A 26,363-nucleotide genomic window follows, 5' to 3' on the forward strand; every position below is an offset into this window, starting at 1 on the left:
CACAGGGGCGGAAAGGACAGCGCTCAGACGCCGGCGGCGAGGGCCTCCCGGGCGCCGTCGACGGTCATGATGTCGCGCTGGGCGGGGCCGATGTACTTGGCGCTGGGGCGGACCAGGCGGCCGGTGCGCTTCTGCTCCAGGATGTGCGCGGACCACCCGGCGGTGCGGGCGGAGGTGAACATGGAGGTGAACATCGACGCCGGGATCTCGGCGAAGTCCAGCACGACCGCGGCCCAGTACTCCACGTTGGTGGCGAGCACCCGGTCGGGCTTGCGGGCGTGCAGCTCCTCCAGGGCGGCCGTCTCCAGGGCGCTGGCCACCTCGAAGCGGGGCGCGTTCAGTTCCTTGGCGGTGCGGCGCAGCACGCGGGCCCGGGGATCCTCGGCGCGGTAGACGCGGTGGCCGAAGCCCATCAGGCGCTCGCCCTTGTCGAGGGCCTGGGTGACGTACTTGCGCGCGTCGCCGAGGCGCTCGGTCTCGTCCAGCATGTGCAGGACGCGGGCCGGAGCGCCGCCGTGCAGCGGACCGGACATGGCGCCGACCGCTCCGGAGAGGGCCGCGGCCACGTCGGCGCCGGTGGAGGCGATGACGCGGGCGGTGAACGTGGACGCGTTCATGCCGTGTTCGGCGGCGGACGTCCAGTAGGCGTCCACGGCCTTGATGTGGCGGGGGTCAGGCTCGCCACGGAGCTGGATCATGAACCGCTCGACGATGGTCTTCCCCTCGTCGATGCGGCTCTGCGGAACCTTGGGCTGGTCCCCGCGGGCGGACTGGGCGATCACCGACAGAGCGGCGGAGGCGGCGCGGGCGACGTTGTCGCGCGCTTCCGCGTCGTCGATGTCCAGCAGCGGCTTGAAGCCCCACAGCGGTGCCAGGGTCGCCAGCGTGCTCTGGACGTCGACGCGCACGTCGCCGGTCGAGACCGGAAGGTTGATCGGGTCCGCGAAGGGAAGTCCGGGGTTGAAGCTGTTGTCGACCAACAGCCCCCACACGCGCCCGAAGGTGACATGGCCGACGAGGTTCTCGATGTCGACGCCCCGGTAGCGGAGGGCACCGCCCTCCTTGTCCGGTTCGGCGATCTCGGTCTCGAACGCCACGACTCCTTCGAGCCCGGGTTTGAAGTCCGACATACCGGCTTCCTCCGTCTCCTCGGTCCTCGGATTGGTAATCCATTGAACCGGTCCGGGATCTTTTACTGACATGCGAGGTGCCGTTAACGGCCCGCCCATCGTTGGCGGCTACCCCGTAGATCGTGTGAGGATGCACCACTGTGGACTATTCTGACCCCGCTGAGCTGCGCGAATCATACGAGGGAGCCCCGCTGGGCCGCTGTGACCTGGCGCCGCGGCCCATGGACCAGTTCCACCTCTGGTTCACCCGTGCCCAGGAGTCGGGGCTGGCCGAACCCAACGCGATGGTGCTGTCCACGGTGGAGCCCAGCGGAGCACCGCGGGCCCGGACCGTGCTCATGAAGGGGTACGACCACCGCGGCCTGCGGTTCTTCACGAACTACCGGTCGCGCAAGGGGGTGGCGCTGGCGGAGGAGCCGCGCGCCTGCGTGGTCTTCCCGTGGCACCCGATCAGGCGCCAGGTCATCGTGAGCGGGTACGTGGAGCGGCTCGGCGACGAGGACAACGACGCGTACTTCGCGCGGCGGCCGCACGGGTCGAAGCTCGGCGCGTGGGCCAGCGAACTCCAGTCCTCGCCGGTGGCCGACCGGGCGGAGCTGGACCGGCTGTACGCGCGTTTCGCCCGGCTCTGGCCGCCGGGGACGGAGGTGCCCCGGCCCGCCTACTGGGGCGGGTTCCTGCTGGTGCCGCAGGAGGTGGAGTTCTGGCAGGGCCGCGCCGACCGGATGCACGACCGCTTCCGGTACCTGCTGGTGGCGGGGACCCCGGCCGACGGGGAGTGGCGGATCGACCGGCTCTCCCCCTGACGGGCGGGCGAAGGCAACGAATTCACCAATTTGTTAAGTGGTGTACGTCACTTTTTCGGAAAGGGGGTTGAACGTCGCCACGCTATGATTGTGGTGGACGGTGGCCGTTTCCACGGTCAGATGCGCGTTGCAGTCCCACAGCAGGCAGCCACCCTCACCCGAGCGTGCGATCGCCGGAACAGGCGCGCACTGACTTGTGTTGAGACAACTGCCGTTGGCCGCTCTCAACCGGGCTCAGAAGGGGAGAGGGAGCCTTGACCGCACACGGACTTATCGACACCACGGAGATGTACCTCCGGACGATCTTCGAGCTCGAAGAAGAGGGGATCGTGCCGCTGCGTGCGCGCATCGCCGAGCGCCTGCGACAGAGCGGCCCCACGGTCAGCCAGACGGTCGCCCGCATGGAACGCGACGGTCTGGTCCGCGTGGAGAACGATCGCCACCTGGTCATGACGGAGCAGGGGCGCCGCCTGGCCACCCACGTCATGCGCAAGCACCGGCTGGCCGAGCGGCTGCTGGTGGACATCATCGGGCTGCCCTGGGAGGACGTCCACGTCGAAGCCTGCCGCTGGGAGCACGTGATCTCCGAGGCGGTGGAGGAGCGACTGATCGGGCTGCTCAAGGCGCCGTGGACCTGTGCGCACGGCAACCCGATTCCCGGACTGGACGAGCTGGGGGTCGAGGACTACTCGCCGGAGCCGTTCGCGGACAGCTCCATCGTGCCGATCCCCGAGGTGGTCGCGGAGACCCCGACCACGGTGACGGTTCGCCGCATCAGCGAACAGATCCAAAGTGACACCGATGTCATGCTCGCCCTCAAGCGCGCCGGGGTACAACCCGACAAGGAAGTGACGCTCTTCGCGAGCGACGACGGTGTGCGAGTGATTGGTGGTAGCCACGAGGATGGCGAGTCGATCGAACTGTCCCGGCAGGTCGCCAGTCATATCTTCGTCACCCAGGTCTGAGTGGAACACCTGTTGCGCGCGGGGACCACGAGATCACCCGTTGCTCTGCGCGCACATCCCCACAGTTGCTAGTCTCGCCACATGGCGTGGACCGGAACGAATGAAACCGCGTGTGCCTGTCCAACGGAGGCCGATGCGGGTCTCGTCGGTCATCAGTACGGTCCGTGACGGCGAGGTGGCTGCGTGATGAAGCGGTGGGGGGAAGCCTTCTACGACGACGCACTGTCGGGAGCCGATGTTCTGGACCAGGTGCAGATCGCCGTGGTGGTGACGGACCGCTTCAGCAACCTCCGCTACTGGAACGCCTACGCCAGCAGACTCTTCGGGCTCGACGACGGACGCGACTACCTCGGCGCCCCCCTCGTGGACGTCGGCATCCACGAGGCCGACCACGAGCAGTTGGCCCAGCTCGCCCGCCGGGTCCTCAAGGGCGACTCCTGGGAGGGCACCTTCGCGGTGCTGCGCGGCGACTCCACCTGGATGCACCTGAGGGCCAGCGCGGTCCCCCTGAAATCCTCCTCCGGCGCCGTGGAGGGCGTGGTGGTCCTCGCCAACGAGGCCCTGCGCAGCGGCCGGGTCGAGGAGCAGTACGGCCTGCTGGACCGCATCGGCCGGAGGCTGGCCGGCTCGCTGGAGTTCGAGGCCACGGTGAAGGCGGTCGCCGAGATCCTGGTCCCCCAGTTCGCCGACCACTGCTTCATCGACCTGCAGGACCACGGCAGGCTGGTCCGCCGCGTCTCGGTGCACGCCGAGGGCTGGACTCCGCCGCCGGGCAGCTGGCCCGACGTCGGCGAGGAGGTCCACTACCCCGAGCGGCACTTCGTCTCCAAGGCGCTGCGTCGCACGGAGACGGTGGTCGTCAGCGACTACTCCAATCCCGGCGGGGTCTTCCCCAACCGCCGTTCGATGCGGGTCTCCGAGCAGGTGGGGGTGACCTCCGTGATCGCGGCTCCGCTGCGGGCCCGCGGCGTCACCCTGGGAGTGCTCACCCTGGCCCTGTCCGGCCTCACCTCCCGCGACAAGACCGACTACGACAGCTTCGACCGCGACCTGGTCGGCACGATCGCCTCCCGGGTCGCCGTGGCCATCGACAACGCCCGCCTGTTCGAGGAGGAGCGCGACACCGCGCTGGCCTTCCAGAGCAGTCTGCTGCCCAGGGAGTTCCCCGAGTTCGACGGGCTGTCCATCGCCCACGACTACATTCCGGCCAAGCCGTTGGAGGCGCACGGCCAGGGCATCCAGACCCAGGTCGGCGGGGACTTCTACGACGTGATCCCGCTGTCGGCCGGACGGGTCGGGATCGTCATCGGCGACGTCGAGGGGCGCGGCCCGCACGCGGCCGCGGTCATGAGCCAGCTGCGGGCGGCGCTGCGGGCGTTCGCGCAGGCCGACCGGGAGCCCGCCGAGATCCTGCGGGAACTCGACGAGTGGGTGCGCCGGCTGGGCCGCCCCGACGACGACGGCGGCACCTGGGTGCCCAGCGTCAGCTGTCTGTACATGGCCTACGACGCCTGGTCGCGGGAACTGTCGTACGCCAACGCGGGCCACCAGCCGCCGCTGCTGATCTGCGACGGCAAGGTCGGCGACCTGGAGATGGCGATCCGCGACAAGCTGCTGGGCGTCAAACCCAAGGGCGTGCCGGGCGACTCGGTGTACCGGCAGGACGTGCTGACCCTCCCCCCGGGGGCGACCCTGCTGCTGTACACCGACGGCCTGGTGGCGCGCCGGCCGCTCGGCGGCGAGATCGACGTGGCCGAAGGGCTGGGCCAACTGCGGGCGCGGGTCCGCGAGGTCGCCAACAAGGACGTCCACCAGATCATGGAGGTGGCCAAGCGGGCCGTCCCCGGCGTGACCGACGACGACACCGCGCTGCTGGTGGTCCGCTCCCACCCCGAGGAGCTGGCGCTGAAGCAGGAGTGGTTCGCCGCCGAGGCGCCCACCGTGGCCGAGGCCCGGCACCTGGCCGCGGACACCTTCAAGGAGTGGGGGATGGACCGGGACCAGGCCGAACTGGCCTGCCTGCTGGTCTCGGAGATCGTCACCAACGTGGTCATCCACGCCACCCCGCACCCGGTGACCCGCGAGTTCACCGACGAGGGCGTCAAGGACTCCGACGAGCAGCTGCCGCTGGACGGCTTCGACGAGTTCGACGAGGACTGGTCGGACCTGCTGGAGGAGGCGGCGGAGCAGGACGAGGAGCCCGCTCCGGCCAGCCGCGAGTTCCTGCTGCGGCTGCGCCGCGGCGCGTCCTCGGTGTGGGTGGAGGTCTTCGACCACGACCTGCGGCTGCCCCGCATCCGCACCGCGGGCGCCGACGACGAGGGCGGGCGCGGCCTCTACCTGGTCGACCAGTTGGCGGAGCGCTGGGGCTCCCGGCCCACCCCGGACGGCAAGGCGGTGTGGTTCCAGATCTCCATGCACCCGACCGACGGGTGATCCCGCTTCCGGGACCGCGGCGGACCGCTGCCGCGGTCCCCGGGACGAGAGCGGCGGACGGTCATCCCAGGCGGTGGTGGAACGGCCGGGGCTTCGGCACGTCCCGGGGTTCGACGTAGGGTTCCACCGTGATGGGCTGGCCGGCCTTCAGCGCCCGGCTCCGCTCGATCTCCGCGTTGTACTCCGAGCCCAGCAGGATCGCGATGTTGGAGATCCACAGCCAGACCAGGAAGATGATGACGGCGGCCAGGCTGCCGTAGACGCGGTTGTAGTTGCCGAAGTTCGCCACGTAGAAGGCGAAGCCCGCCGACGCCGCGAGCCAGATGAGGACGGCCAGCAGGCCGCCGGGGCTCACCCAGCGGAAGGGCCGCTTGGCGTTGGGGGCGGCCCAGTACAGCACCGAGATCATGAAGCTCACCAGGAGCACCAGCACCGGCCACTTGGCGACGTCCCAGACGGCGACGGCCGTCGAACCGAGCCCCACCAGGTCGCCGACCCACCGCGCGACCCCGCCGCTGAGGATCACGGTGAGCGCGCCGAGGGTCACCAGCACCAGCAGGAGCAGGGTGACCCCCACCCGGATGGGCAGGGCCTTCCAGGCGGGCCGCCCCTCGCGGACGTCGTAGACCACGTTGGAGGCCCGCATGAAGGCGGCGATGTAGGCGGAGGCCGACCACACCGCCAGGGCCAAGCTGACCAGGCCGAACAGTCCGGCGGCCGCCTGGTTGGCCTGGAGGGTGGCCAGCACGCCGGTGACCAGCTCCACGGTCTCGGCGGGGGCCACCGCGCCCAGCTCGCCGCTGATGGCGCTGGTAGCCGACTGCCCGGCCAGGCCCAGCAGGGACACCAGCACCAGCAGTGCCGGGAAGACCGACAGCACCGCGTAGTAGGTCAGGCCCGCGGCCAGGTCGGTCAGGTTGTCCTCCTTGAACTCCACGACCGTGCGCTTCAGGGACGCCCACCACGACGTCGCGGGAAGGTCGGTCGGCGATTCGGGGGTCGCGGCGCCGGCGCCGGCGGCCGGGGACCGACTCGATGCGGAGGTGCGCTCGCTCATCCCACTCCCCTGTCCTTGTGTCCTGTAGGCCCGACTGCCCGGGGAGGCGGCGATGAATCACGGCGCGGCGGGAACCGTCCCGGTCACGTGGTGGTCTGGTACGCCCACAGCAGCAGCACCAGGACCACGAAGAACACGGCGATCCCGCTGGTGGTCCAGGGGACGTGGACCCGCTTGCGGAGCCAGCGGATTCCGAGGACGACGAAGAGGACCAGCAGGCCGAGGAGGATCGCGCCGTCGTACGCGCCGCTCATGAGATGACCTTTCCGCTGAGTTCCGTAGGGGGCGGGGCCGCCGTCCGGGACGGGACCCCGCGGTCCTCCTCCCGGCCCGGCGGGGGCTCGGGGACGGTCGGCCGGAGGCCCCGCCGGGGCGTCGGCCACGGGGGTAGTCCATCACGGATTCCTACCCGCCCGCGCGGCGCGGGCAACAGCCGGAGACGGAGTGCGGTCGAGGGGTTGCCCGCACCCCGGGACCGAATATCGTTCGGTGTAGAGGGTCTGACCCCGCGGACGAAGGAGGAACCGTGGCCGAGGCATACATCGTCGGAGCCGTGCGCACCCCGATCGGAACCAGGAAGGGGGCGCTCGCCGCGGTCCACCCGGCCGACCTGGGCGCCCACGTGCTCAGAGAACTCGTGGCCCGCACCGGCATCGACCCGGCCGCGGTCGAGGACGTGATCATGGGCTGCGTCACCCAGGTCGGCCCGCAGGCGCTCGACCTGGCCCGCACCGCGTGGCTGTCCGCGGGGCTGCCGGAGAGCACCCCGGGCGTCACCATCGACCGGCAGTGCGGCTCCTCCCAGCAGGCCGTGCACTTCGCCGCCCAGGGCGTCATGTCCGGCACCCAGGACCTCGTCGTCGCCGCGGGCGTGGAGAACATGGGCATGGTCCCCATGGGGGCCAACGCGCAGTTCGCCGTCGACAACGGGCTGCCCATCTACGGGCAGGGCTGGACCGAGCGGTACGGCACCCAGGAGATCTCCCAGTTCCGCGGCGCCCAGCTGATGTGCGAGAAGTGGGGCTACACGCGCGAGCAGCTGGAGCGGTTCGCGCTGGAGAGCCACCGCCGCGCCGCGGCGGCAATCGAGGCGGGCCGCTTCGACGCCGAGATCGCACCGCTGGCCGGAGTCAGCCAGGACGAGGGGGTCCGTCCCGACACCTCCCTGGAGAAGATGGCCGGACTCCAGCCGCTGCGCGAGGGCTGGGCGCTGACCGCCGCCGTGGCCAGCCAGATCTCGGTCGGCGCGAGCGCGCTGCTCATCGCCTCCGAACGGGCCGTGGCGGAGCACGGCCTCACCCCGCTGGCGCGGATCGTGCAGCTGGCCCTGGCCGGGGACGACCCGGTGTACATGCTCACCGCCCCCATCCCCGCCACCCGCATCGCGCTGGAGAAGGCGGGACTGGCTATCGACGACATCGACGTCACCGAGATCAACGAGGCGTTCGCCCCGGTCCCGATGGCCTGGATCGACGAACTCGGCGCCGACCCCGCCAAGGTCAACCCCAACGGGGGCGCCATCGCCCTCGGCCACCCGCTGGGCGCCACCGGGGCCGTGCTCATGACCAAGCTCGTCCACGAACTGCGCCGCACCGGCGGCCGCTACGGGCTGCAGACCATGTGCGAGGGCGGCGGGCAGGCCAACGTCACCATCATCGAGCGGGTCTGACCCGAGCCACCGGGACGGCCCCGCGCCGGGCCGTCCCGGACGCTCACTCCGCGGCGTGCACCACGCCCCGCTCCAGGCCCAGCCACTCCGCCAGCTGCGCGAGCTCGGCGGCCAGCTCGGAGGCGGTCTCGGCGGGCGCGTCCGCCTCCACCGTGGTGCGCCGCACCAGCAGCCGGCCCGAGGTCCGGTCGGCCTTCAGGTCCACCCGCGCCACCAGGCGCTCGCCCAGCAGGAACGGCAGCACGTAGTAGCCGTGCACCCGCTTGGGCGCGGGCACGTAGATCTCCAGGCGGTAGCGGAAACCGAACAGCGCCTCGGTGCGCGCCCGCTCCCAGACCAGCGAGTCGAACGGGCTGAGCAGCGTCCGCGCCTCCACCCGGCGCGGGAAACGCGCGTCCCGGTGCAGGTAGGCGGGCTGCCGCCAGCCCTCGACCCGGACCGGAACCAGTTCCCCGGCGTCCACCAGGTCGCGGACCGCCGCACGGCACTGGGCCGCGCCGAGCCGGAAGTAGTCCCGCAGGCACCGTTCGGTGGCGACCCCGTGCGCGCGGGCCGCGATGGCCACCAGTTCGCGCCGCGCGTCGTCCGGATCGGGGTCGGGCGCGTCGTGCACCTCGGCGGGCAGCACCCGGCAGGTCAGGTCGTAGCGGCGTTCGAACTGCCGGGTGCGTCCGTCCGCGGTGATCTCCCCGCACCAGAACAGGTACGCCAGCGCGGTCTTCACCGCGGACCAGTTCCACCCCCACTGCTGGACGGCGCGGGGCTCGTCGTGCTGCAGCGCGGCCTCCACCTGCCGCGCGGTGGCCGGACCGGTCCGGGCGACCTCGTCGAGCACCGCCCGGACCAGTTCGGGCCGCTCCTCGCCGACCCGCCGCACCATGCTCCACGCCTTGGTGACGTCCGCCATCCGCCAGCGCAGCAGCCGGTGCGTGGCCGGCGGGATGAGGCTGGCCTCGTGCGCCCAGTACTCCACCAGGGAGCGGCCGCGTGCGGTGGCCGCCCGGTCCAGCAGGGCGCGGTCGTAGGGCCCCAGCCGCGCGTACACCGGCAGGTAGTGGCTGCGGCACAGCACGTTCACGCTGTCGATCTGGAGGGCGCCGACCCGGTCGACCACCCGGCGCAGGTGCCGCATGGTGGCGTCGCCTGCGGGGCGGCGGTCGGTGAAGCCCTGGGCGGCCAGCGCCACCCGGCGGGCCTGGGCGCGGGAGAGCACGGAGTCGCGTCGGGGACGGGGAAGCGTCGTTGATTCGTACACGTGTACAACCTAGCGGCCGGGGATGACCGCTCCGGTGCTCAGGAGCCGTCCTCTCCGCCGCAGTCGGACCACAGCGCGATGAAGGAGTCGCCGCACCGCTCCTGCGCGCCGGGAGAGGAGGGGGAGGGGTGCGGCTCGTCGAACCGGGGGGACCAGCGGTCGGGGCCGGACTGCCCGGCGACGTCGCTCCGGCCGCCCTCCCCGCTCCCGCCGCCGGGCGACGCGGCGGGAACGGGGGAGGGCTCCGGTGTGCTGGGGAGGGCCGCGGCCCGCACGTCGACGGCGTGGGTGAGGGGCCGGGCGGCGGGGATGCGCGACGCGGGGGGCGGCGTGGTGCGGCGCGGTGCGAAGTACGAGGTCACGGAGGCTGGTGCGGCGGCGGCCGTGTGCTGCGCGGCCGACTCCTCGGGGTGCGGCGACAGCTGGGCGGCCACGCCCGTGAGGGAGAACACGACCAGGGAGGCCACCAGCCAGCGCGGCGACAGGGGGGTGCGGGCGATCCACGACGGACGTGCATGCCGAGGCCGCCAGCCCCGCCGACGGGAAAAGGCTAGGCGCATGAAGAGATGTCTCCTCCCAGGAGAGACGGTGGAAACCACCGGACGACGTAGGTCACAACGGTCCGCGACTGGGGGAGGACTCTCCGTAGTCACCGTGGGTGGTCGTACGCCCCGGTGCTTCAGGAGGGGAAGGTCAGTCCTTCGCGGACCAGCCCGGGGTCAGCAAACGCCCCGAGCCGCTGCACGGCACGCAGTTCCGGGGAACGAGGAGTTCGGCATGACCCTCCGTCACGGAGAAGAAGCCGTAGATCCGAACCCGGTAACCACTGCCGTGGCAATCCTGGCACACGATCGCAACGTCCATGAGCCAAATCTAAAGGTTGGCTGCTGAATCCGACAGGCCGCAGGGGATGCGGTGACTGGCTCAGTCCCTCGAACGGTCCGCCGCCGGAATACGCACAGTGACGGTCGTGCCCTCGCCGGGACGGGTGTCGAGGGTGACCGTGCCGCCGTGGGCGTCGGCGATCGCCTGCACGATGGGCAGCCCCAGGCCGCTGCCTCCCCCCGGGGCCCGGGTCCCCCGGTAGAAGCGGTCGAAGACGCGGGCCGCGTCCTCGGCGGACATGCCGGGCCCCGCGTCGGTCACCGCCAGGACGACCTCGCCGCCGTCGGCGTGCAACCGCACTGTCACCGGGGTGTCCGACGGGGTGTGCTCCCGTACGTTGCCCAGCAGGTTCGCGAGGATCTGCCGGAACCGGGTCTCGTCGATCTGCCAGAAGAGCCGGTCCGGCACGTCCAGGGTGAACTCCCGCTCCGGCTCCAGGGAGGCCGCGTCCCCGGTCATGTCCCGCACCAGCTCCGCCAGGTCGCGGGTGGCCAGCTCCAGCGATCCGGCGCGGTCCAGCCGGGCCAGCTCCAGCAGTTCGCCCACGAGTTTGGACATGCGGGTGGCCTCCCCCTCCACGCGCCGCATGGCCTCGGGCAGCTCCTCGTCGGGGATCGCGCCCTGCCGGTACAGCTCGGCGTAGCCGAGGATCGTGGTCAGCGGGGTGCGCAGTTCGTGGGAGGCGTCGGCGGCGAAGTTGCGCACCCGCTGCTCCGACTCCGCCTTGGCCCGGAACGCGCTCTCCAGGCGGCCCAGCATCGTGTTGATCGCCATGCCGAGCCGTCCCACCTCGCTGTAGGGGTCGGCGTCGGGCATCCGGTCGCCGAGATCGGAGCCGGTGCTGATCTGTCCGGCGATGGTCGCCATCCGGTCCAGCGGGGCCAGGGCGCGCACGATCAGGCGGCCCCCGACCAGCAGCAGCGCCCCCAGCAGCAGGACCGCGGTGATCAACTGCACGGTGACCAGCTGGCGCGGGTAGTCCTCCCGTTCGACGGTGGGCACCCCGCTGACCATGATCGAGTTGGTGCGGGTCCGGACGGTGACCAGGTGCGGGGGAACCGACTCGTCGGGGGTGTCCAGCTCCACGATCTCCTGCGTGGAGGCGTAGGAGCGCAGTTCGGACAGCGACAGCAGGGCGATCCGGCTCAACACCACGTCCTCACGGAAGGTGTCGCCGTAGATCTGGTTGATCTCGCCGGTCTCGCGGTCGAGCAGCACCACGAAGTACGGGGACGGGCTGGGCGCGTCCACCCCCACCGGCGGGGTGTCGTTGTCCAGCCGGACCATGGCCCGCTCGGTGGTGAGCAGCAGTTGGGCCTCCAGCCGCTCGGTGATGAAGGCACGCAGGGTCAGCACGCTGACCAGCGAGCTGACGAGCAGCCCCACCCCGGTCACCACCAGCAGCCCGGCCAGCAGCCGGGACCGCAGGGTGCCCGGAGGGGCGAACGGCCCGCTGACGGTCATCTCTCCTCTGGGGCGCGCAGCGCGTACCCCACTCCGCGCTGGGTGTGGATCAGGTTGGGGCCGAAGGGCTCCAGTTTGCGGCGCAGGTAGCTGACGTAGGTCTCCACGATCTGGGACTGGCCCGCGTAGTCCCACCCCCAGACGTTCTCCAGGAGCTGGGCGCGGGTCAGCACCCGCCCGGCGTTGTTCATCATGTAGGCCAGCAGGCGGAACTCGGTGGGCGACAGGTCGATGGGCACGCCGCCGCGGCGCACCGTCCAGGTCTTCTCGTCCAGTTCCAGGTCGGCGACCCGCAGCACCCCGTCGGGGGACTGCGCGGAGTTGGGGTCGCGTTTGACGCGGCGCAGCAGCGCGCGCACCCGGGCGATGAGGGCCTCCACCGAGAACGGCTTGGTGACGTAGTCGTCGCCGCCCAGGGACAGGCCGGTGACCGTGTCGGAGGGGGTGTCCCGGGCGGTGAGGTAGATCACCGGGACGTCGTCGTCCTCGTCCCGCAGACGGCGGCAGACGTCGAAGCCGCTGATGTCGGGCAGCAGCACGTCCAGCAGGATCAGGTCCGGCCGTTCCGAACGGGCGAGGGCGAGGCCCTCCCCTCCGGAACCGGCGGTGCTGACCTCGAAACCGTGGAAACGCAGGGCGGCCTGAACCAGATCCCGGATGTTGGGTTCGTCGTCGATCACGAGTACATGGGGGCGCGCCGTGGTCTCTGATTCCGTCATCGATCCACCTAGCGGAAGACTTCGGGGGTCTCTGTCATGGTATTCGCGCCGGTCCGCGAGGCTGAACCGGGAACTTCCCGGGCCTTTGGACGCACACGGGGGCGGTGGGCGCACGCCTCGCCCACCGCCCCCGTTGACATCCCGCCGCCGTCACTGCCCCGCGGGGCGGGACCCTGAGGTGAGTCGGTCGTCTGTGGAGATTCAAGCCGACGCCACCCATACAACCTCCCGTTCCTGAGACCCAGACTGGTACACGCTGGGAAAACGCTGAGATCTGGGAGGCCGGGGAGGTGTCCGCTCCCCGTGGGGCGCGCGGTGCCGCGGGCGGCGGGCGCTAGCCTTGCGGTGTGCGATTGGCGACGTGGAATGTGAACAGTGTGCGGGCGCGCAGCGAGCGCATCGCCGCCTGGCTGCAGCGGAGCGACGTGGACGTCGTCGCCCTCCAGGAGACGAAGTGCCGGGACGACCAGTTCCCGACCGAGGTCTTCACCGAACTCGGCTACGAGGTCGCCCACCACGGGCTGTCGCAGTGGAACGGGGTCGCGATCGCCTCCCGGGTGGGGCTGGACGACGTGCGCGTCGGCTTCCCCGGACAGCCCGGCTGGGGCGACCCGGCGGAGGCGGAGGCCCGCGCGCTCGGCGCCGTGTGCGGCGGGGTGCGGGTGTGGAGCCTGTACGTCCCCAACGGCCGCGAGGTCGACCACCCGCACTACACCTACAAGCTGCAGTGGCTGGAGCGGCTCCGCGAGGCCGGGGAGGGCTGGCTGGCCGAGGACCCGCGGGCGCGGATCGCGCTGTGCGGCGACTTCAACATCGCCCCCCGGGACGACGACGTGTGGGACATGGCGGAGTTCGAGGGCCGCACCCACGTCACCAAGCCCGAGCGGGACGCCTTCCAGGCGCTGGTCGACGCCGGCTTCACCGACGTGGTGCGGCCGTACACGCCCGGACCCGGCGTCTACACCTACTGGGACTACAAGGGCCTGTCCTTCCCCAAGCGCAAGGGCATGCGCATCGACTTCGTGCTGGCCTCGCCCGCGCTGGCGGAGCGGGCCGCGGGCGCGGCGGTCGACCGCGAGGAGCGCAAGGGCAAGGGCGCCTCCGACCACGCCCCCGTCATCGTGGACCTGCGGCCGGAGTGAACAACGCCCCGGTAACGTGAGGGGCGTGAACCGAGCAGCGGCACCGCGGATCGCGGTATTCGGCAGTGTCAACATGGACCTGGTGGCCTACGTGGACACCGTGCCCGCCAGCGGGGAGACCGTCCAGGGGCGCCAGTTCCGCCAGATTCCCGGGGGCAAGGGCGCCAACCAGGCGATCGCCGCGGCCCGGGCCGGGGCGGACGTGGCCTTCCTCGGCGCGGTGGGCGACGACGCCTTCGGTGTGCAGCTGCGCACCACGCTGGTCGACAGCGGCGTCGACGTGTCGGGGCTGCGCACGGTGGCGGGCGCCTCGGGGGTGGCGCACATCGTCGTGGACGCCGCCGGGAGCAACTCCATCATCGTCATCCCGGGCGCCAACGGCACGGTCACCGCGCTGCGGGAGGGCGACACCCGGCTGCTGGACGGCGCGCGGGTGCTGCTGCTGCAGTTGGAGACGCCGATGTCCGGGGTGGTCGCGGCGGCGCGGGCGGGACGCTCCCTGGGGGCGACCACCATGCTGACGCCCGCTCCGGCCCGGCCGCTGCCCGCGGAGCTGCTGGAGTGCGTGGACGTGCTGCTGCCCAACCAGCACGAGGCGGCGGCGCTCACCGGCCACGACGACCCCGAGCGGGCGCTGGCCGCGCTGCTGGAGTCGGTGCCCGAGGTGGTCGTCACGCTCGGCGGCGACGGGTCGCTCTACGGGGCGCGGGGCCGCGAGCCGGTCCGGGTGCCGGCGGTGCGGGTGGAGCCGGTGGACACCACCGGGGCGGGCGACACCTTCTGCGGCGCGTTCGCGGTCGCCCGCGCCGAGGGCCGGGATCCCGAGGAGGCGCTGCGGTTCGCGGCCCGGGCGGCGGCCCTGTCGGTGCGGCGCCAGGGGGCGAGCACGTCGATGCCCACCCGCGCCGAGATCGACGCGTTCTGATCGGGGTTTCGGGTTCGCGGTACCGCCAAGACGCTGGTCTTGACGGTGGGGCACCTGACCGCCCTGGTGTCGACCGGTGGGTGCACGCGGGTCGGCGGGCGGCCGCGGACCGAGGTGCGGGTGGGCGCCGGACCAGCGGGTTTGCTTCGGCCGGGAGGCCCGGCAGCCTTGCCCGAGCCCTGGGGTGCCGGGGGGATGGCCGGGCGGCGGGCATCCGGGGGTGAGGCGTCGCTGGGCTGCGGCTCAGCGGGTGCTTTGAGCCGTCCGTCCAGCTTCGGCCGGGAGGCGCGGGTGAGGCGGGGAGGGGAGAGCGAAGCGCTACGGGAGGACGGCAACCCCTCCGGGACCGGGGCGGCGCTCAAGGCTGCCGCGCCTCGCGGCCGAAGCACACCGGCCACCCGACCGCCTTCCTCAACCCTCCCCAAAAACCACTCCCGACGCACCCCCTACACGACCATGGTCCTGACAGGTAGGGGCGCACCTCAGCCTTGGTGTCAACTGGTGGGTGCACGCGGGTCGGCTGATGCACCCCACTTCCGGCAGGATCGTCAAACCAGGGGCCGGGGCCGACCCGGAACGTGGGCACTCAAACCCCAGTGAGTTCCGGTCGGCGGGAGCGGCGGCCCCGCCGGAGACGCCGAGGCCCGCCCGGGTGAGGGAGAGTCCCGGGCGGGGTTCGTGTCCCGTGTGCGGCACGGGAGGCTCCGTCAGGACAGCGAGACGGTCACGCCGCCGCTGAAGACGGACTCGTGCAGTTCGATCGACACGGGCTCCACGTCCTCGGGGATGTCGAAGACCACCTGCGCCTCGATCGTGTTGCCGGGGTTGATGTCGGTGAGGAACGCGTCGGAGTTGTCCAGCGAGATCTCGGCCGCGGAGTCGTTGGAGTACTCCCTGCCCTCGGCGTCGAAGAGCTTCTGGTTGGAGCCGTCGAACATCTCGGCCCGGTCGCCGATGTTCTCGACGGTGACGTGGACGATCACGTACTGGCCCTGCGCCTCCTCCCGCAGGAAGTCGCCGCCGACGCTGGACACGCCGGTCTCGACGTCGGTCACGGTGAAGGCGAACGCGCCGTCCTCGACGGTGTCGCCGATCCCGGCCGTCGGCTCGTCCCCGGAGCCGTCCTCGTCGCCGCCTTTGCCGCCGTCCGAGGAGGAGGCGCTCTGGCCGGAGCCGGAGGAGTCGGAGCCGACGCTGGCGACGAGCGCGGCGCAGCCGACGAACCCGAAGAGCACGAAGAGGCCAAGGGCGATGAGGACGGCCCACAGGCAGCCGCGGCTCTTCTTCGGCTGCGGCTGGGGCTGCTGGGGTGCGGGGTAGCTCATGGCGGTGTTCCTTCGCTGGTGGGAGTGTCGGGGCCGACGACGTGGACGGATCGCGACGGTCGAACAGTGCAGAGGTGTTCACGCGCGAACTCCAGTAGAAAGCGAAAGACATGTAAACACAAACTGTGTACACAGTCAACGTGGTTGTTTTTTGGTCTTCCTTGTGACCTGTGTACTGACTGCGCGGTAGGGTGCCACCAGCAAACCCCCAGCAACCGCAGGAGCCGCGATGCCACACTCCCCCGCGGGGACCACCACCGTGAACTCGGTCGGAATCGCCCGTCTGGCCGGCGTGGGGCGGGCCGCCGTCAGCAACTGGCGGCGGCGCTACCCGGACTTCCCCGCGCCCGTCGGGGGAGCCGCGGGCAGCCCGCTCTTCGACCTCGACGAGGTCCGGGAGTGGCTGCGCAGGACGAACAAGCTCGCCGCGGACGAGAGCCCGGAGGCCGCGGTCGAGGCGGTGTGGAACCTCCTCGACCCGCTGCGGGAGCGCCTGGGCGGGGCCGACGCCGTGGCGCTGCTGGGCGCCGCCCTGGCGGTGCGGGAGCGCGGCGCGGACCCGGCGGCGCTGCCCGACGGGGAACTGCGCGGGCAGCTCCTCGCCTGCCTCGACACGGGGACCGCGCCCCCCGAACTGCCCGGCGCCGAGGAGTGGCGGCAGCCCCTGCTCGACGCGGCCGACCGGCTGGGGGAGCTCGGCCCCGCACCGGACGCCTTCGAACGCCTCCACCAGCGCTACCTCACCTCGGTCGCCCGCCACTTCTTCGCCGACACCCCCCAGATCGGCGCGCTGATCGCGGAGCTGGCGGCCCCCGCCGGCGGCACCGTGTTCGACCCGTCGTGCGGCAGCGGGACGCTGCTGCACGCGGTCGCGGGCCGGGCGCCGGGCGCCGCGCTCCGCGGCCAGGAGATCGACCCGGGAGCCGCCCGCCTCGCCGCGGTCCGCCTCCAGCTGGCGGGAGCGCGGCTCGACATCCGCGTCGGCGACTCGCTGCGCGCGGACGCCTTCGACGGCCTCCGCGCCGACGCGGTGGTCGCCCACCCCCCGTTCAACCAGGCCGACTGGGGCTTCGAGGAGCTCAGCCTCGACCCGCGGTGGCGGTACGGGACCCCCGCCCGCAAGGAACCCGAACTCGCCTGGGTGCAGCACGCCCTGGCGCACACGCGGCCAGGCGGCACCGCGGTCGTGGTGCTGCCCCCCACGGTGGCGTCGCGCGGCAGCGGCCGCCGGGTGCGCCGCGAACTGATCCGGCGCGGGGCGCTGCACGCCGTGATCGCCCTGCCCCCGGGACTCGCCCCGCCGATGGGGGTGCCGCTGATGCTGTGGGTGCTGCGCAACCCGGAGGACGGCGCCGCCCCGGCGGGCGGGGTGCTGCTGTTCGACGCCTCCGACGGCCGCGCCGACGACCTGCGGGGCGAGACCGCCCGGCCGTGGCCCGCGACGGCCGAGCGCGTCGCCGCCGTCTACCGGGCGTTCGCCGAGGACCCGGAGTCGGTGGCGGAGGTCCCGGGCAGCCACCGGGTGGTGCCGCTGGCCGACCTGCTGGACGAGGCGGTGGACGTCTCCCCGGGCCGCCACGTGCAGCGGCCCGGCGCCGACGCCGGCAGGCTCACCGAGACCCGCGACGACCTGATGCGGCTCTCCGAGGACCTGGTCACCTCGCTGCCGGGGCTGCGGCCCGCCGCGGGCACGCTGCACCAGGCGATGACCACGCTGGGGGAGCTGAGCCGGATCGGCGGACTGGAGGTCGTGTACCGGCGCACCGGGGAGGACCCCGGGGACGACGGGCCCTCCCTGCCCGCCCTCACCGGGGAGGACGTCGAGCACGACGCCGCCCCCTCGGGCCGGGTGCGCCTGGACGAGAACACGGTCCGGCTCCGGCCGGGCGACGTCGTGCTGCCCCGGATCGCGCGGCGGCCGGTGGCGCGCGTGGTCACCGACGAGCAGGCCGCCCTGCACGGCAGCACCTACCTGCTGCGCCCCGACCCCGAGGTGGTGGACCCGTGGTTCCTCGCCGGGTTCCTCACCGGTTCGGGGGCCTGCGCGGCGGCCGCCTCCACGAGCCGCCCCGGCGTCACCCGCGTCACCGAGCTGCGCAAGGTGGAGGTGCCCCGCCTGCCGCTGGCCGACCAGCGCGCCTACGGCGAGGCGTTCCGCCGCCTCACCGAGTTCCGCCGCACCCTGCGCCGCACCACCGAGGTCGGCGACCGCCTGTGGCGGCTGCTCACCGAAGGCCTGGCGGTGGGCACGCTGCGCCCGGGACGCACCGATGGTCTTGACACCTGAGGGACCCATCCGCGTTTCTGCCCCATACCGTCAAGATCAACGGGTGTGGGGCGGGCGGTGAACTGGCCGATGTCTTCGGCCGCGAGGCGCGGCAGCCTTGAGGTCCGCTCCGGTCCCGGAGGGATGGTCGTCGTCCCGTAGCGCTTCGCCTTCCCACCCCCGCGGCGCTTCACTTCCGGATACCCGTCGCCTGGCAGTCCCTCCAGGACCCCGGGGCTCGGGTAGGGCTGCCGGGCCTCCCGGCCGAAGCAGACCCACTGGTTCACCGCACGCCCGCACCCCGGCCCGTGACCACCCCCCCGACCGCGATGATCTTGACACCGCTGGCACTCCCGGTTCGCCTACTACTACCTCAGCAGCGACCCCTTCTACGGGTACATCTACTCCGCGCTGGCCGTGGGGGCCACGAACCAGATCGAACTGAGCAACGACCGCCTTGCCGGTGCGCCTGCGGTGCTTCCAGGACTGGAGGAGCAGCGGAGGATCGCGGACTTCCTTGACGTTGAGACGGCTCGGATCGGCATGCTTGCGCACCACCGTGCCAGGCAGATGCAACTACTTTCACTCAGAAGTAGTTCCTGGACATCTCAGGTTTATTCCTATTTGTCCAGTAAGAACCCGGTGAAAGGTAGGCGGAGGGAGAATTCTCCCTAAATACGTCGCTCTTGCGGCTTCTTCTCCTCAAGTGCGCCAGCAAATAGAAACGGGTGTTTCTGGTGCTGGTGGCCTTGCAAATAATCTCCCTTCGGGGGTGGTGCGAAATTTGGAGATTCCTCTCCCGGGGCAAGAGGAACAGGGAGAAGTCGTTCGAGCATGGGAGAGATACCAGGAGCGAACAGCAGATCTTAAAGCTTCTTTGGAACGCCAACTCGCACTCCCCGCCGAGCGTCGCCAGGCCCTCATCACGGCTGCGGTCACCGGGCAGTTCGACGTGACGACGGCCGGGCGTGCCGGGGAGGCTGTCGCCTCGGTGTGAGTCCGGGGAAAGCAGCGGCCCCCGGATCTGGTTCCGAGGGCCGGAGTGTGTGCCTGTTACAGACGCCCTGACTTGACGTTCGCGAGGAAGGCGGCCCACGCTTCCGGGGCGAAGTCCAGGTGGCCGAGGTGACGGTGCTGGGTGTCTCGGACCAGCACTGCGTCTGCAGTCTCGGCGACCTCGACGCAGGCTCCCGCGTTGCCACCGCTGTAGCTGGACTTGTGCCAGCGCACGGCCACCTCGACGCAAGCCCCGCCGGTGTCATTGCTGTAGCTGGATTTGTGCCAAGCGCTTTTGAGAACACCCATCGGTCGCCCCCTATCACTTCGGCAGTTAGGCCGCCGTAGTCATGCCCGCGAACGAGCACAACTATGGCGACCGGACCGGTGAGAACCTACTGACTACAGACGCCCCGCCCTGAGGTCAGCCAGGAACGCCGCCCACTCAGCAGGAGTGAAGTCCAGGTGGCCGAGGTGGCGGTGCTGGGTGTCACGAATCAAGACAGCGGCGGGGGTCTCGGCGACCTCGACGCAGTTACCGCCGGTCTGGTTGCTGTAGCTGGACTTGTGCCAGTTCAGGTCGGCTTTCATGAGAACTCTCCTTGGATCTGCTCAATCAGCTTCCGGGATGCCGCCACAGGGAGCGCAGCGCCGAGCAGGTCGCCGAACAGTCGTGAGTAGTCGTCCACGTCGTCGGGGGAGTCCGTCACCGTTCCCGTCCGTCGTGTCTCGATGTACAAGACGGTGCCCTTGTCGTGGATCGCATACAACGTGAACGCCTCGGACAGTCCAGGGTGGTGCTCTGTCTCGTAGGGGACCACCTGAATGGAGATGTTCGGCTCATTGGACGCTTTCAGGAGGCGGGCGAGCTGTCCCCTCATGGTCTCACGCCCGCCGATGGGGCGGCGGAGCATCCCCTCGTCCAGGATCACCAGCAGACGAGGAGGACATTCAGCTTTCAGGGTGGCCTGCCGTTCCATGCGGCCGCGGGTCAGCTCTTTGATTTCGGCTGGCGTTTTGGTGGGCAGCCCGGCCCGGAGAATCGTCCGCGCGTACTCCTCCGTCTGAAGCAGTCCAGGGACGAGTAGTGGACTGTACTCACGGATCTCGAACGCGGCGCGCTCCCGCTCGGCTCCGTCCTGGTACCACTCCGGCAGTCCCAGGTCTGACGAGGTGTCCCAGGAGTCGATGAGTGTGCCGCCTGTGCCCAGCGCCTTGTCGAGACGTTCCAAATGTTCCCGTTTGATCCCTCGTGCGCCTCGCTCCATTGCGCTCAACATCGCGGGGGACATCAGGACTCGTTTGGCCAGCTCGCGCTGTGAGAGCCCAGCTCGTTCGCGGTTCGCGCGGATCTGGCGGCCGATCTTGACCCACCGGTTCTTGTTCTTGTGCACCACAGTTCTACATTTGAACACACTTTGGAAACACTTGGCTACAAGTTCGGACTTTTCGTTTCCACTTATCTGGAACCACTAGCCGACTCAGATATGTAGCGACATTGTAGACACTAAGAGTTCGTAGAACCCGGCTACAGGGTTCTTCCAAGAACACAAGCGGCCCTGCCCGGTGCTCGCAACACCGACCAGGGCCTTAGCCCCCAACCTGCCAAACCCAGGTGGTGACTCATGAGCAAGGCTACTGCCCCGCCCGTGTCCGGATCGCGGCGGACGTCCCGTGTCTGCCCGTACGTCCTGTTCGCCCTGGCCGCCCAGCCCTCCCCCTCTTCCGCTGAGGCGGTGGCCCGGTGACGATCTCCTTCACGTCCTTCCCCGGCCTGCCCGACAGCGTGGCTGCCGCCCGCCGGTTCGTCACCGGTGCGCTCCGGCTGTGCCCGCAGGCCACCGCTCCCGACGAGGTGGTGGAGCGGGCTGAGCTGATCGTGTCCGAGCTGGTCACGAACGCGATTCGGCACACCCGGTCCGGTGACCCCGGCCAGACCTTCCGGGTCCACGTGTGCACGGATGCGCGCGGCGTCCACGTCGAGGTGCGCACTCTGCCCCCGCGCCTCCGGCAGTCCGTCCCCCAGGTCGTCCAGTCCGACGACCCGTTCAGCGAGCACGGCCGGGGCATGTTCCTCGTCGACCAGCTCGCCACCAAGTGGGGCACTCTCGCCCCCTGGGAGGACGGCGTCTACTTCCACCTCCGCTGGGACGACGACCCGCCCGACCTCGTCGCCTGACCCGTCGGGTGGGCGCGCGGGGGCGCGCCCACCCGCACCCCGTCAGGAAGCCGCAGGGATCTTGTCCCCAGAGCCCTTCTCGGCCGCCCCGGTGGCCCTGGGGACAAGGCCGCCGCACCCCGGCGGTTCCCTCGACCTGCGGGCCGGGGCTGCTCCTTCCCCGGCCCCGGCCCGCAGGCCACCCGCGCTCCTCCCATCCCTCCCGCACCCGAGGAGCGGCCAAGGCTGCCGCGCCTCGCGGCCGAAGCAGACCGGAAGCGCCGCAACCCTCCACCAGCCCAAGCCACCTGGAGGCCGGGCGGGCGGTGGCCGCCCGGTCAACGCTCCGTCCTGGCGACGTTCTCATGACGGAGGGGGGAGACATCGACAAGTTGGGCAGGGGGACTGTTTGGCACGGGGAGTTGCCGGGAGCACTCCACCAGAACCACGTTTTTGCACTTCGTCCCAACACTGATCGACTGGATGCGGAGTATCTGGCGCTGCTCACCCGATCGCTTCATGGCCGCTGCTACTTCGAGAGCACGGGGGTACGCAGCACCAATCTGGCGTCGACGAGCAGCAGTAAGGTGCTTGCTTTCCCCATCCCGCTGCCCCCACTCGAACAGCAGCGACAGGTCGTGGCTGAGATACATCGCGCGCTCGACGAGATGGAACGGGCGAAGTCGGTGCTTCAGCGCCAAATTGAGGTGTTGGTCGAACGCCGCCAAGCGCTCATCACGGCTGCGGTCACCGGGCAGTTCGACGTCACCACGGCCGGGCGTGCCGGGGAGGCTGTCGTCTCGGTGTGAGCACCGGGGAAGGCGATGGCCCCCGGAATTGATTCCGAGGGCCGGGGTGTGGCTGCTACAGGTGCCCAGCCTTGATGTCCGCGAGGAAGGCAGCCCATGCCCCCGGGGTGAATCCCAGGTGCCCCAACTCCCGGTGCCGGGTATCGCGAACCAAGACAGCGGCGGGGGTCTCGGCAACCTCGACGCATTCGCCGCCGGTGTCATTGCTGTAGCTGGACTTGTGCCAGGGGACAGCGACCTCGACGCAGTTGCCACCGTCGCCACCGCTGTAGCTGGATTTGCGCCAGGCGCTTGTGAGAACACCCATCGGTCGCCCCTTGATTACTTCGGCAGTGAGGCCGCCGTAGTCATGCCCGTGAACGAGTACAACTATGGCGGCCAGACCGGTGAGAACCTACTGACTACAGGCGTCCGGCCCTGAGGTCGGCGAGGAAGGCCACCCACTCGGAAGGGGTGAAGTCCAGGTGGCCGAGGTGGCGGTGCTGGGTGTCACGAACCAAGACAGCGGCGGGGGTCTCGGCCACCTCGACGCAGTTCACGCCGTTGGCCGAGTATGAAGACTTTCGGAACTCAACGCTCTCCACGGGTACCACTCCCTCTAAACGGGGATATCGTCCAGCATTCGATGAAGGAAGTCCACTGTCTGGTTCGGTAGCAGAGCGGAGCCTTGGAGGTGTCCGAATACCTCGCTCAAACGCTCCAGTTGGTGGGGTTCCTCCACGATTAGGGTACTAGCGACCGATTCGATGAATCCAAGGCTGGTGTCGAGAGGGTCCGGGAAGTGGAGCAGGGTGAACGCTCCCAGCATCCCTGCGTGGGCTCCAGCAGAGAACGGCAGTACCCGAAGGTCCACGTTGTGGCGGAGGGCCATGTGCGCCAGGTGTTGAATCTGCTCGTACATCACCTTGGTGCCACCGACCATGCGCCGCAGTGCAGCCTCGTCGATGATCGCTGTCAACTTTGCAGGGTTGTGGCCTTCGAGGATGCGTTGGCGTTCCAGACGTGCTTCCAAGTGGCGTTCCACCACGCTGTCGGGTAGCGCGTCACCCGCTCGGAATGCCGCTTTGATGTAGGCCGGGGTCTCCAGAAGTCCGGGTACCGCAAGCCCTTCGAAGGTCTGGATGTGGCTTGCTTCCGACTCAAAGTCCGGGAGTGCGCTGCCTCCGAACACATCTCGGTAGTCGTACCACCAGCCCCGCTCTTTGGACTGCTTCTGGAGAGCTGCGAGTCCGTTCCGCGTCTGCGGGTCGTTGACCTCGTAGAGCTCCAGAAGTGCCGCCAGATCTGGAGCGGCCACGCCTCGTTCAGCCCGCTCGATCCTTGTGAGCTTGGAAGCTGGCCACCCCAACTTCTTCGCCGCTTGGGCGCTTCCCAGCTTTGCTGACAGTCGTAGTTTTCGCAGTTCAGCAGCAAGTCGCCGTCGTCGGACAGTAGGGCTGTGCATGCGTCTCATAGGTCGATGGTAGCGACAATTTCTCTGGCAATTGCTGGAAAGTGGTTGCATGGATGGCGATTGCCATCCATGATGGGTGATGCCAGTCACCCACCCCGCTGGGGAGGTGGCGCACATGGTTCCGGCGGGCCCGTAGGTACTGATGGGGATTGCCAAGACTCTGGTGCGCTGTTGAGGCCCTCGACAACAGCAGGTGGGCGCATTTGGCGTACGTAAGCGCCCCGACTCGGTGGTGACGACACCGAGCCGGGGCTTAGCCCCCAACCTGCCAAACCCAGGTGGTGACTCATGCCCAAGGCTACTGCCCCGCCCGTGTCCGGATCGCGGCGGACGTCCCGTGTCCGCCCGTACGTCCTGCTCGCCCTGGCTGTCCAGCCCTCCCCCTCCTCCGCTCAGGGGGTGGCCCGGTGACGATCTCCCTCACGTCCTTTCCCGGCACGCCGGGCAGTGTGGCTGCCGCCCGCCGGTTCGTCACCGGTGCGCTCCGGCTGTGTCCGCAGACCACCGCTCCCGACGAGGTGGTGGACCGGGCCGAGCTGATCGTGTCCGAGCTGGTCACGAACGCGATTCGGCACACCCGGTCCGGTGACCCCGGCCAGACCTTCCGGGTCCACGTGTGCACGGATGCGCGCGGCGTCCACGTCGAGGTGCGCACCCTTCCCCCGCGCCTCCGGCAGTCCGTCCCCCAGGTCGTCCGGTCCGACGACCCGTTCAGCGAGCACGGCCGGGGCATGTTCCTCGTCGACCAGCTCGCCACCATGTGGGGCACTCTCGCCCCCTGGGAGGACGGCGTCTACTTCCACCTGACCTGGGACGGCCTCCCGCTCACCCCCTGACCGGGGGAAGCCCCAGCGATCTTGTCCCCAGAGCCCTTCTCGGCCGCCTTGATGGCCCTGGGGACAAAACCGCCGCACTCCCGGCGGTTCCCTCGACCTGCGGGCCGGGGCTGCTCCTTCCCCGGCCCCGGCCCGCGGACCACCCGCGCTCTTCCCATCCCTCCCGCCCCGGGGCGCCGGAGGGATGGTCGCCTTCCCGCAGCGCTCCACCACCGGAAAGCACACCACCCGCATGGACCACGACACCACCGTGACCTTGTTCGCCGGACCGCTGGACGGACTGGCGCTCACCACCGCCGACCTGGCCGCCCTCGTGCAGGACTACGGAACCGAACGTTTCGTGTTCCTCACCAGCCACGGCGTTTCCGGCCTCTACCAGCAGGTCGGCGACCGGTGGGTCTACGCCACCCCGCACCTGCTCGACACCCCCGACCAGCCGCCCACCCCACCAGAGGAGCCCGCATGAGCCGCCGCCGCACTACAGATCCCGTCGGGGAGCCCGCCGAGACCGCGTACCGGGTGTGCGGCGACCGGGTCTGGCGCGACGGCGTCGAGCTGACCACCGCGCAGGTCGAGGCACTGGCCGCCCGCCTGGCCGCCGCGGCCCGCACCCGCCGGCAGGCCGAACTGCGCGCCGCCTACCCGGTCGGCAGCCGGGTGTGGCTGAAGGGCGACCCGCTGCCCCGCACCGTCACCGGCTACACCGACTCGCGCGGGCTGCCGCCCTCGCTGCGCCTGTCCGGCCACGTCATCGCCGGCCCCGGCCAGGTCACCCGCACACCCCCGGCCTGATCCGGCACGCCACGCTTCTCCGATCAGAGAGGTCCACCATGACCACGACCGTCCACCCGCCCCGGCCCCGCATGCGCCCGCCGCGGCCCTGGATCCCCGACGACCCGCCCGAAACCGTGCTGCCCGCCTGGATGTACGCCCGTCGGGAACCGCACTTCCCGCACCGCGTCATCCGCCCGGCCGAGCACCGCGCCGCCCGGCCCGGGGACGACCGGCCGGACCGCCCCCGCCCCCGGCAGCCGGGCCGCCCCGGAGCCCACCGCCGTCCCCGGAACGGCCCGCGCGCCCTCACCGCGCTGGCCACCGTGGCGCTCCTCGTCAGCACGGCCCTGCACGGCTGCGCCTCCCTCAGCGCCACCTGCCCCCTGTGACTGTCCCGACCATGCCCCCAGGGCCAGAGCAGCCATGCTTTCTGGGACTGGAGGCATGGTCGGAACCCTTTTATGGCTCTGGGGCCAAGATCGCCGTACTCTCCAGTAGTTTCGAAATCTATGTTTCAAAACTAGCCGGTTCTGAGCACCCGGTACACCGTGGACCGCGACACCCCCAGTTCCGCGGCGATGCGCTCCACGGTGTGCTGTCCGGAGGCGTACCGCTCCCGGGCGCGGGCGGCCTGGGCCGGGGTGAGCGCGGCGGGGCGGCCGCCGCCGCGGCCCCGGGGGCGGCCCCGGCGGACGGGCACGGCGGGCGGCTCCCCCTCCGGCCGCCGCGCGGGCGGGCCGAGCAGGGCGCGCACCCCGTCGAGGACGTGCTCCCGGACCACCTCGGGGGCGACGTCGGCGAAGATCGCGACCGCGTCGCCCAGGCCCGCGACCGCCTGCGCCGAGCGCACCCGGTTGGCCAGGCTCCGGTCGGGGCCGGCGACCAGGTCGCCCGCCAGGGCGACGGCGGCGCGGAACCGGTCCGCCACCGGCGCCTCCACCAGCAGCGACATGTCCCGGACCAGGACCAGCAGCGTCTCGCGGTGGCGCAGGAAGACGTCGAGGTAGCCCTCGATCGCCCGCCAGCGCACCGTCTCGGGGTCGGCGTGCCGCTCCGCGTCGGCGAGCGCGGCCTCCAGCTCGTCCAGCAGCGGCCCGGTCAGGTGGTGCAGGATCTCGTTCTTGGCCGGGAAGTGGTAGTAGAGCGCGGCCTTGGTGACGCCGACCCGCTCGGCGATCTGCCGCATCGACGTGGCCCGGTAGCCCTGCTCCGCGAACAGCGCCCGGGCCGCCTCCAGAATCCGCCCCGCCATGCCCGGGGGGTGCTCCGGGACCGCCACCGCTTCCCTCCCGC

The 26,363-nt window shown here is 70.8% G+C and carries 29 protein-coding genes; 14 read left to right on the forward strand and 15 right to left on the reverse strand.

Annotation, left to right across the window (positions count from 1 at the left end; genetic code table 11):
* Positions 1 to 23 precede the first annotated feature (23 nt).
* On the reverse strand, positions 24 to 1,130 hold the full coding sequence (locus FOF52_RS18940; protein ID WP_248591256.1) for a citrate synthase 2: 1,107 nt from the start codon (positions 1,128 to 1,130) through the stop codon (positions 24 to 26).
* Positions 1,131 to 1,270: 140 nt separating this feature from the next.
* Here FOF52_RS18940 and pdxH point away from each other — a divergent pair, with 140 nt between their 5' ends.
* The 3 genes from pdxH to FOF52_RS18955 all read left to right on the forward strand — a co-directional run bounded on the left by pdxH (position 1,271) and on the right by FOF52_RS18955 (position 5,337).
* The gene (gene pdxH / locus FOF52_RS18945) at positions 1,271 to 1,936 is read left to right on the forward strand and encodes a pyridoxamine 5'-phosphate oxidase (protein WP_248591257.1); all 666 of its coding nucleotides are present in this window, start codon (positions 1,271 to 1,273) and stop codon (positions 1,934 to 1,936) included.
* A 254-nt stretch (positions 1,937 to 2,190) separates the two neighbouring features.
* A complete protein-coding gene (locus FOF52_RS18950) occupies positions 2,191 to 2,901 on the forward strand; it encodes an iron-dependent transcriptional repressor DtxR (RefSeq protein ID WP_282573701.1) in 711 nt (236 codons plus the stop codon).
* 186 nt (positions 2,902 to 3,087) lie between these two features.
* Positions 3,088 to 5,337 carry an ATP-binding SpoIIE family protein phosphatase gene (locus tag FOF52_RS18955; RefSeq protein WP_248593933.1) on the forward strand — a complete coding sequence of 750 codons (2,250 nt, stop codon included), beginning with the start codon at positions 3,088 to 3,090 and terminating at the stop codon, positions 5,335 to 5,337.
* Between the two features lie 61 nt (positions 5,338 to 5,398).
* Here the strand turns inward: FOF52_RS18955 and FOF52_RS18960 are convergent, their stop codons facing one another.
* Positions 5,399 to 6,394: a YihY/virulence factor BrkB family protein gene (locus FOF52_RS18960; protein ID WP_248591258.1), complete on the reverse strand. Its 996-nt coding sequence runs from the start codon at positions 6,392 to 6,394 to the stop codon at positions 5,399 to 5,401.
* 83 nt (positions 6,395 to 6,477) lie between these two features.
* Positions 6,478 to 6,648, reverse strand: coding sequence for a hypothetical protein (locus FOF52_RS18965; RefSeq protein ID WP_248591259.1), 171 nt, complete (start codon positions 6,646 to 6,648; stop codon positions 6,478 to 6,480).
* Between the two features lie 272 nt (positions 6,649 to 6,920).
* Here FOF52_RS18965 and FOF52_RS18970 point away from each other — a divergent pair, with 272 nt between their 5' ends.
* On the forward strand, positions 6,921 to 8,063 hold the full coding sequence (locus tag FOF52_RS18970) for an acetyl-CoA C-acetyltransferase (protein WP_248591260.1): 1,143 nt from the start codon (positions 6,921 to 6,923) through the stop codon (positions 8,061 to 8,063).
* A 43-nt stretch (positions 8,064 to 8,106) separates the two neighbouring features.
* Here the strand turns inward: FOF52_RS18970 and FOF52_RS18975 are convergent, their stop codons facing one another.
* The 4 genes from FOF52_RS18975 to FOF52_RS18990 form a co-directional block, all read right to left on the reverse strand.
* Positions 8,107 to 9,318 carry a winged helix-turn-helix domain-containing protein gene (locus tag FOF52_RS18975; protein ID WP_248591261.1) on the reverse strand — a complete coding sequence of 404 codons (1,212 nt, stop codon included), beginning with the start codon at positions 9,316 to 9,318 and terminating at the stop codon, positions 8,107 to 8,109.
* 38 nt (positions 9,319 to 9,356) lie between these two features.
* Positions 9,357 to 9,878 carry a hypothetical protein gene (locus FOF52_RS18980; RefSeq protein WP_248591262.1) on the reverse strand — a complete coding sequence of 174 codons (522 nt, stop codon included), beginning with the start codon at positions 9,876 to 9,878 and terminating at the stop codon, positions 9,357 to 9,359.
* 364 nt (positions 9,879 to 10,242) lie between these two features.
* Positions 10,243 to 11,667, reverse strand: coding sequence for a sensor histidine kinase (locus tag FOF52_RS18985; protein WP_248591263.1), 1,425 nt, complete (start codon positions 11,665 to 11,667; stop codon positions 10,243 to 10,245).
* Complete coding sequence (locus FOF52_RS18990) at positions 11,664 to 12,386, reverse strand: response regulator transcription factor (protein WP_248591264.1); 723 nt, start codon at positions 12,384 to 12,386, stop codon at positions 11,664 to 11,666. Before FOF52_RS18990 ends, FOF52_RS18985 begins: the two co-directional genes overlap by 4 nt.
* A 347-nt stretch (positions 12,387 to 12,733) precedes the next feature.
* Between FOF52_RS18990 and FOF52_RS18995 the strand changes: the two genes are divergently transcribed.
* Both FOF52_RS18995 and rbsK read left to right on the forward strand, forming a co-directional pair.
* Positions 12,734 to 13,528 carry an exodeoxyribonuclease III gene (locus tag FOF52_RS18995; RefSeq protein ID WP_248591265.1) on the forward strand — a complete coding sequence of 265 codons (795 nt, stop codon included), beginning with the start codon at positions 12,734 to 12,736 and terminating at the stop codon, positions 13,526 to 13,528.
* 25 nt (positions 13,529 to 13,553) lie between these two features.
* The gene (gene rbsK, locus FOF52_RS19000) at positions 13,554 to 14,453 is read left to right on the forward strand and encodes a ribokinase (protein ID WP_282573702.1); all 900 of its coding nucleotides are present in this window, start codon (positions 13,554 to 13,556) and stop codon (positions 14,451 to 14,453) included.
* 707 nt (positions 14,454 to 15,160) lie between these two features.
* Here the strand turns inward: rbsK and FOF52_RS19005 are convergent.
* Complete coding sequence (locus FOF52_RS19005) at positions 15,161 to 15,778, reverse strand: DUF4352 domain-containing protein (RefSeq protein ID WP_248591266.1); 618 nt, start codon at positions 15,776 to 15,778, stop codon at positions 15,161 to 15,163.
* 229 nt (positions 15,779 to 16,007) lie between these two features.
* On the opposite strand from FOF52_RS19005, the gene FOF52_RS19010 reads away from it, so the two are divergent.
* A complete protein-coding gene (locus tag FOF52_RS19010; RefSeq protein WP_248591267.1) occupies positions 16,008 to 18,065 on the forward strand; it encodes an N-6 DNA methylase in 2,058 nt (685 codons plus the stop codon).
* 1,032 nt (positions 18,066 to 19,097) lie between these two features.
* On the opposite strand, the gene FOF52_RS19015 is transcribed toward FOF52_RS19010, so the two are convergent.
* The 3 genes from FOF52_RS19015 to FOF52_RS19025 all read right to left on the reverse strand — a co-directional run bounded on the left by FOF52_RS19015 (position 19,098) and on the right by FOF52_RS19025 (position 20,437).
* Positions 19,098 to 19,349 (reverse strand): DUF397 domain-containing protein, encoded by a 252-nt coding sequence (locus FOF52_RS19015; protein ID WP_248591268.1) that lies wholly within the window; start codon positions 19,347 to 19,349, stop codon positions 19,098 to 19,100.
* A 93-nt stretch (positions 19,350 to 19,442) separates the two neighbouring features.
* Positions 19,443 to 19,631 carry a DUF397 domain-containing protein gene (locus FOF52_RS19020; RefSeq protein WP_248591269.1) on the reverse strand — a complete coding sequence of 63 codons (189 nt, stop codon included), beginning with the start codon at positions 19,629 to 19,631 and terminating at the stop codon, positions 19,443 to 19,445.
* Entirely contained in the window at positions 19,628 to 20,437 is an 810-nt protein-coding gene (locus FOF52_RS19025; protein ID WP_248591270.1) for a helix-turn-helix domain-containing protein, read from the reverse strand. Before FOF52_RS19025 ends, FOF52_RS19020 begins: the two co-directional genes overlap by 4 nt.
* Before the next feature lie 228 nt (positions 20,438 to 20,665).
* Between FOF52_RS19025 and FOF52_RS21975 the strand changes: the two genes are divergently transcribed.
* From FOF52_RS21975 to FOF52_RS19035, 3 genes are all read left to right on the forward strand, one after another.
* Positions 20,666 to 20,788, forward strand: coding sequence for a hypothetical protein (locus FOF52_RS21975; protein WP_282573703.1), 123 nt, complete (start codon positions 20,666 to 20,668; stop codon positions 20,786 to 20,788).
* Entirely contained in the window at positions 20,785 to 21,219 is a 435-nt protein-coding gene (locus FOF52_RS19030; protein ID WP_248591271.1) for an ATP-binding protein, read from the forward strand. The genes FOF52_RS21975 and FOF52_RS19030 overlap by 4 nt, the downstream gene beginning before the upstream one ends.
* Positions 21,220 to 21,620: 401 nt before the next feature.
* A complete protein-coding gene (locus tag FOF52_RS19035) occupies positions 21,621 to 22,007 on the forward strand; it encodes a restriction endonuclease subunit S domain-containing protein (RefSeq protein WP_248591272.1) in 387 nt (128 codons plus the stop codon).
* Between the two features lie 55 nt (positions 22,008 to 22,062).
* On the opposite strand, the gene FOF52_RS19040 is transcribed toward FOF52_RS19035, so the two are convergent.
* The 3 genes from FOF52_RS19040 to FOF52_RS19050 form a co-directional block, all read right to left on the reverse strand.
* Positions 22,063 to 22,314 carry a DUF397 domain-containing protein gene (locus FOF52_RS19040; RefSeq protein ID WP_248591273.1) on the reverse strand — a complete coding sequence of 84 codons (252 nt, stop codon included), beginning with the start codon at positions 22,312 to 22,314 and terminating at the stop codon, positions 22,063 to 22,065.
* A 94-nt stretch (positions 22,315 to 22,408) separates the two neighbouring features.
* Positions 22,409 to 22,600 (reverse strand): DUF397 domain-containing protein, encoded by a 192-nt coding sequence (locus tag FOF52_RS19045; RefSeq protein ID WP_425265502.1) that lies wholly within the window; start codon positions 22,598 to 22,600, stop codon positions 22,409 to 22,411.
* Between the two features lie 5 nt (positions 22,601 to 22,605).
* Positions 22,606 to 23,460, reverse strand: a complete 855-nt coding sequence (locus FOF52_RS19050) for a helix-turn-helix domain-containing protein (RefSeq protein WP_248591275.1) — start codon at positions 23,458 to 23,460, stop codon at positions 22,606 to 22,608.
* Positions 23,461 to 23,867: 407 nt separating this feature from the next.
* Between FOF52_RS19050 and FOF52_RS19055 the strand changes: the two genes are divergently transcribed.
* The 4 genes from FOF52_RS19055 (at position 23,868) to FOF52_RS19070 (ending at position 25,459) form a co-directional block, all read left to right on the forward strand.
* The gene (locus FOF52_RS19055; protein ID WP_248591276.1) at positions 23,868 to 24,296 is read left to right on the forward strand and encodes an ATP-binding protein; all 429 of its coding nucleotides are present in this window, start codon (positions 23,868 to 23,870) and stop codon (positions 24,294 to 24,296) included.
* A gap of 184 nt (positions 24,297 to 24,480) precedes the next feature.
* Complete coding sequence (locus FOF52_RS19060) at positions 24,481 to 24,762, forward strand: hypothetical protein (protein ID WP_248591277.1); 282 nt, start codon at positions 24,481 to 24,483, stop codon at positions 24,760 to 24,762.
* Complete coding sequence (locus tag FOF52_RS19065) at positions 24,759 to 25,088, forward strand: hypothetical protein (RefSeq protein ID WP_248591278.1); 330 nt, start codon at positions 24,759 to 24,761, stop codon at positions 25,086 to 25,088. Before FOF52_RS19060 ends, FOF52_RS19065 begins: the two co-directional genes overlap by 4 nt.
* Before the next feature lie 38 nt (positions 25,089 to 25,126).
* The gene (locus tag FOF52_RS19070; RefSeq protein WP_248591279.1) at positions 25,127 to 25,459 is read left to right on the forward strand and encodes a hypothetical protein; all 333 of its coding nucleotides are present in this window, start codon (positions 25,127 to 25,129) and stop codon (positions 25,457 to 25,459) included.
* A gap of 131 nt (positions 25,460 to 25,590) precedes the next feature.
* Here FOF52_RS19070 and FOF52_RS19075 read toward each other — a convergent pair whose 3' ends face one another.
* Positions 25,591 to 26,322 carry a TetR family transcriptional regulator gene (locus FOF52_RS19075; protein ID WP_248591280.1) on the reverse strand — a complete coding sequence of 244 codons (732 nt, stop codon included), beginning with the start codon at positions 26,320 to 26,322 and terminating at the stop codon, positions 25,591 to 25,593.
* Positions 26,323 to 26,363 lie beyond the last annotated feature (41 nt).

It is taken from the genome of Thermobifida alba, from assembly GCF_023208015.1.
Taxonomy (GTDB): Bacteria; Actinomycetota; Actinomycetes; order Streptosporangiales; family Streptosporangiaceae; genus Thermobifida; species Thermobifida alba.

What these genes read in the sequence shown, in the direction of transcription:
- FOF52_RS18940 (WP_248591256.1), bottom strand. Translation starts at nt 1,130, where the DNA reads ATGTCGGACTTCAAACCCGGGCTCGAAGGAGTCGTGGCGTTCGAGACC.
- FOF52_RS18955 (WP_248593933.1), top strand. Translation starts at nt 3,088, where the DNA reads ATGAAGCGGTGGGGGGAAGCCTTCTACGACGACGCACTGTCGGGAGCC.
- FOF52_RS18960 (WP_248591258.1), bottom strand. Translation starts at nt 6,394, where the DNA reads ATGAGCGAGCGCACCTCCGCATCGAGTCGGTCCCCGGCCGCCGGCGCC.
- FOF52_RS18965 (WP_248591259.1), bottom strand. Translation starts at nt 6,648, where the DNA reads ATGAGCGGCGCGTACGACGGCGCGATCCTCCTCGGCCTGCTGGTCCTC.
- FOF52_RS18980 (WP_248591262.1), bottom strand. Translation starts at nt 9,878, where the DNA reads ATGCGCCTAGCCTTTTCCCGTCGGCGGGGCTGGCGGCCTCGGCATGCA.
- FOF52_RS18985 (WP_248591263.1), bottom strand. Translation starts at nt 11,667, where the DNA reads ATGACCGTCAGCGGGCCGTTCGCCCCTCCGGGCACCCTGCGGTCCCGG.
- FOF52_RS18990 (WP_248591264.1), bottom strand. Translation starts at nt 12,386, where the DNA reads ATGACGGAATCAGAGACCACGGCGCGCCCCCATGTACTCGTGATCGAC.
- FOF52_RS19005 (WP_248591266.1), bottom strand. Translation starts at nt 15,778, where the DNA reads ATGAGCTACCCCGCACCCCAGCAGCCCCAGCCGCAGCCGAAGAAGAGC.
- FOF52_RS19010 (WP_248591267.1), top strand. Translation starts at nt 16,008, where the DNA reads ATGCCACACTCCCCCGCGGGGACCACCACCGTGAACTCGGTCGGAATC.
- FOF52_RS19015 (WP_248591268.1), bottom strand. Translation starts at nt 19,349, where the DNA reads ATGGGTGTTCTCAAAAGCGCTTGGCACAAATCCAGCTACAGCAATGAC.
- FOF52_RS19020 (WP_248591269.1), bottom strand. Translation starts at nt 19,631, where the DNA reads ATGAAAGCCGACCTGAACTGGCACAAGTCCAGCTACAGCAACCAGACC.
- FOF52_RS21975 (WP_282573703.1), top strand. Translation starts at nt 20,666, where the DNA reads ATGAGCAAGGCTACTGCCCCGCCCGTGTCCGGATCGCGGCGGACGTCC.
- FOF52_RS19040 (WP_248591273.1), bottom strand. Translation starts at nt 22,314, where the DNA reads ATGGGTGTTCTCACAAGCGCCTGGCGCAAATCCAGCTACAGCGGTGGC.
- FOF52_RS19050 (WP_248591275.1), bottom strand. Translation starts at nt 23,460, where the DNA reads ATGAGACGCATGCACAGCCCTACTGTCCGACGACGGCGACTTGCTGCT.
- FOF52_RS19060 (WP_248591277.1), top strand. Translation starts at nt 24,481, where the DNA reads ATGGTCGCCTTCCCGCAGCGCTCCACCACCGGAAAGCACACCACCCGC.
- FOF52_RS19065 (WP_248591278.1), top strand. Translation starts at nt 24,759, where the DNA reads ATGAGCCGCCGCCGCACTACAGATCCCGTCGGGGAGCCCGCCGAGACC.
- FOF52_RS19070 (WP_248591279.1), top strand. Translation starts at nt 25,127, where the DNA reads ATGACCACGACCGTCCACCCGCCCCGGCCCCGCATGCGCCCGCCGCGG.
- FOF52_RS19075 (WP_248591280.1), bottom strand. Translation starts at nt 26,322, where the DNA reads ATGGCGGGGCGGATTCTGGAGGCGGCCCGGGCGCTGTTCGCGGAGCAG.